Source organism: Rhizobacter sp. P1_G5, from assembly GCF_056405435.1.
Window position 1 is genome coordinate 1 of record NZ_JBFUCB010000650.1, and the last position, 3,259, is coordinate 3,259.

Annotated in this window: 4 protein-coding genes; all 4 read right to left on the reverse strand. The window is 60.7% G+C overall.

Features of this window, described 5'->3' with window-relative positions:
- The coding region (locus AC1D12_RS28820) for an RHS repeat domain-containing protein (protein WP_477844549.1) at positions 1–287 on the reverse strand (287 nt) is incomplete at its 3' end.
- A gap of 145 nt (positions 288–432) precedes the next feature.
- The gene (locus tag AC1D12_RS28825; protein WP_477844551.1) at positions 433–825 is read right to left on the reverse strand and encodes a DUF6896 domain-containing protein; all 393 of its coding nucleotides are present in this window, start codon (positions 823–825) and stop codon (positions 433–435) included.
- A 241-nt stretch (positions 826–1,066) separates the two neighbouring features.
- Complete coding sequence (locus AC1D12_RS28830) at positions 1,067–1,339, reverse strand: hypothetical protein (RefSeq protein WP_477829135.1); 273 nt, start codon at positions 1,337–1,339, stop codon at positions 1,067–1,069.
- 52 nt (positions 1,340–1,391) lie between these two features.
- Positions 1,392–3,259 (reverse strand): RHS repeat-associated core domain-containing protein (locus tag AC1D12_RS28835; RefSeq protein WP_477844553.1); only part of this gene is annotated, 1,868 nt, incomplete at its 5' end.

Here is a 3,259-nt window from a genome sequence, read left to right on the forward strand (position 1 = left end):
CCCGCAGGTCGTAGACGATCTGCACCGTGTTCTGCAGCGCATCCTTCGTCGCCACCAGGTTGCCGAACGCGTCGTGCCCGCAGGTCGTAGACGATCTGCACCGTGTTCTGCAGCGCATCCTTCGTCGCCACCAGGTTGCCGAACGCGTCGTGCTGGTGAACGATCTGCGCACCCAGCGGGTCGGTGATGCGGATCGTGCGCCCTTCGACGCTGCTCTCCTCGCGGCGCGTGCGGCCCTGGTCGTCGGTGGTGGTGAGCACCAGCGCGCCATACGCCGTGCTCGACAACCTCGCCCTGCGGCTGCCGCGGGCACCGAAGCTCACGCTCGGGTGGACGCACGTGGATGCTGAGCATCTCGGCCATCTGCCCCGCGTCGGTCCTGTCCAAGGCTCGGGCCGGTTTTGCAGAGGCTCCCTTGGCTCCTCAGCCTTGTCAGTTGCGAAGCGCGTAGCCTCCATCAACGCGTTGGACGAGTTCACCCGCGGCTCGCGCCTGCCGGAGCATCGCCTCAGCTTCATCGAACTCCACAGGCTTTCCTGTTGACTCGAGGAATTGCTGCAGTCGCCACGCATCAATTCGGTCGGCAGCGTTGACTTCTGCGTGAACATCCACCACTAGCTCTGGTTTCGGCTCGTGGCGCTTGAACATGATTCCGGCCCCATGCTTCAAGACATTCCAGATCTCTCCATCCATATTCACCGCAGCCCTGGAGCGCGCCCCAAGAAGCCACTTCCCGACAAAGTAGTCGGGATGTTGCATTTGCAGGCATTCAAGCAGTCGACGCTGCAGCATCGCAAATGAAATGAGAATGGTTGGTTCGCGCATTTGATGATCTCATTGAACTTTTAATCGAAGGGGTCAACGCATTCTCAGAACCCTTTGCTGTGATCGCGACGCCCTCAGCAACTGTCCCACGAGTCGGCGCGGCAACGTATGCTCCAACTTCTCCAGGCTGYGATTTCGCACTGGCAATCAACGCCCAGAAGCCAAACCCATAGCCGAAGTTGCGACCATTCTGGAAGTCCTCAGCTAAGGCACCCGAGCGTATCGCCGCTCAGCGCGAACACTATCGGCTAATCCAGCCCTGCTCTGTTTTTGAGAGGTCGTATGCCCCATCCGCCGCACGCACATCTTCGATGACCGAGTCAGCAATGAACACATAGTAATTTTCGACCCCAGGCCCACATGGGTTAATGATATTTTCGGCGATGCCTTCCACAACGACGCTGCCCGTTGGATTCCCGACAGAGTTCTTACCCCACTCAATTCGATCGCCAATTTTGTAGTCAAGCTGCCATACCCTGCCGTATCGAAATTGAACAACCTGCACGTGAGTCAAACCACACTTATCGCAGCGCTCAGGAAACGAAACTCTATTAAAAGCAGGCATCTTAGAACCCCTTTACTGGCATGCCAATCGATTGCAAGAAGCGTGTCAGCTTCCCATCTTGTGTTATTAGTGTCAATTTATTCTGAATGGCAGCGGCTGCGACCCGTGAGTCAGGCACTTTCAATGATCGCCCGAGTTCAATAGCTTGGCCTCGAAGTGAGGCAGCCAATTCCTCAGTGCCCGAAATAATCCGACCACCGTTGGCCCTCAGAAGTTGGCGGAGTGCGTCAACTGACCCCCCACCCGCCAAAAATTCCTTCGCTGCAGTGAATGAGACATAAGCGCGCTCGCCACCACTCAGAATGCTCGTATTCCTTTTTTCCAAGATGGCGACCAGCGCATTCGTGTCAAGCGCAACTGCGCCCTTTGCGGCAGATCCCGCTAGCCTAATACTACTTGCGACGCTACTCAGGGCCTTGAGTCCGATCGACTCCACTGGCACGGCATTGGACGACAGTTCATACACGCCGTGCAAGGCCCCGCCCATCGAATACGGCACCAGCCCCGCGGCCTCGGCGCGTCTGACCTTCTCGCGATTAGCCGCGTAGTTGTTGTAGCTGAGCTTGCTCAACGCCTCGTCGGACAACAGACTGTAGTCCGGGACCTTGAAGAAGTCTCCGACCATTCGCAGGATCTGCCCGGTCCACTTCGAACCGCCTTCGTCCTGCTGCGAACCGGCCGTGGTGGAACCACTTCCTGACGAAGAGCTTTCCAGCGTGGGGCCACCGGAATCAGTGTCAACCTGACAAATCGGGTCGCAATCCGTCCCACCCCATTTTCCATGGCCGCTTCTTCTCCAGAAGTCGTCTGTCTTGCTTCTTCCTGCCACCTCAGCCCAGCCGCTCGGGTCCGTACGCGCCAGCGGATCGTTGCGCACGTAGCTGTAGCGGTTGTAGGCCTGCAGGTCCGACGGGTCGCTGACGAGCTGGTCTGTCGACAGGAAGCGCCCTATGGTGGCGTCGTACAGCCGSCCGTTCATGTGCGTGAGCCCGATGTCGTCGAGYTGCTCRTGGCCGGTGAAGCCGCGGTCSGTGCCGCTGTTGACGGCSGGGCTCCAGTCGATCACCAGCGTGCCGGCAGCGTCGTAGTTGCCGTTCGCAAAACGCCGCTTGCCGAACGGGTCGTATGCATCACGGGCCGTCACATCGCCGTTGTGGTCGGTCGTCGCCGCGATGCTGCCCAGGTGATCCTTGTGCCAGTACTCCAGCTTCACCGCGCTCAGGCTCGACTGCACGGGCGGTGCGGTCTGCGTAGCGCCAAGCGTAGGCAGCGCGCCGGTGGTGACCAGCACCCCAAGGCTCTGGCCGCCTGCGCTCAGGTAGTGGCGGTTGCTCGTGACCGCAGGGTTCGCAGCGCTCGGGCTCGTCGGCGCGTTGACCTCGCTCTCGAAGGCCAGACCACCCGTGTTGTCCGAGTGCAGGTACCACGTGGTTCTCGTACCGGCGTTGGTGCCGCTCGGGATSGTCCGCACYTCGCGGATGCGCGCGTGGTCCTCGTCGTAGCCCCACACGTAGCTCGGCCCGCCTGCAGGCCCTTGCACTCCGCTCTGACTGTCCGGCAGGTTGAAGCCSGTGWASGTGATSCCKCGRTACTTGCCCGCCGTCGCGCTGGCGAYGTTSCCGTTCGCATCGAAGCCGWAGGTGTTGGGSGCAGCGCCTTCGATGCTCTGCACCGCATGCGGCCGCACCGCATTCGCGCCTTGCGCGCCGTAGCTGTACACCCCGACATCGCTCTTGTAGAGGATGCTGCCCAGCGCGTTGTATTGCAGGCTGACAGTGCGGACCAAGCCGCTGATCGCAGGGGCTGCCACCGTGTAGCGCTGCAGCCGACCCAGCGCATCGTGCTCGAAGTTTTCCGTCACCGCACCGG

What these genes read in the sequence shown, in the direction of transcription:
- AC1D12_RS28825 (WP_477844551.1), bottom strand. Translation starts at nt 825, where the DNA reads ATGCGCGAACCAACCATTCTCATTTCATTTGCGATGCTGCAGCGTCGA.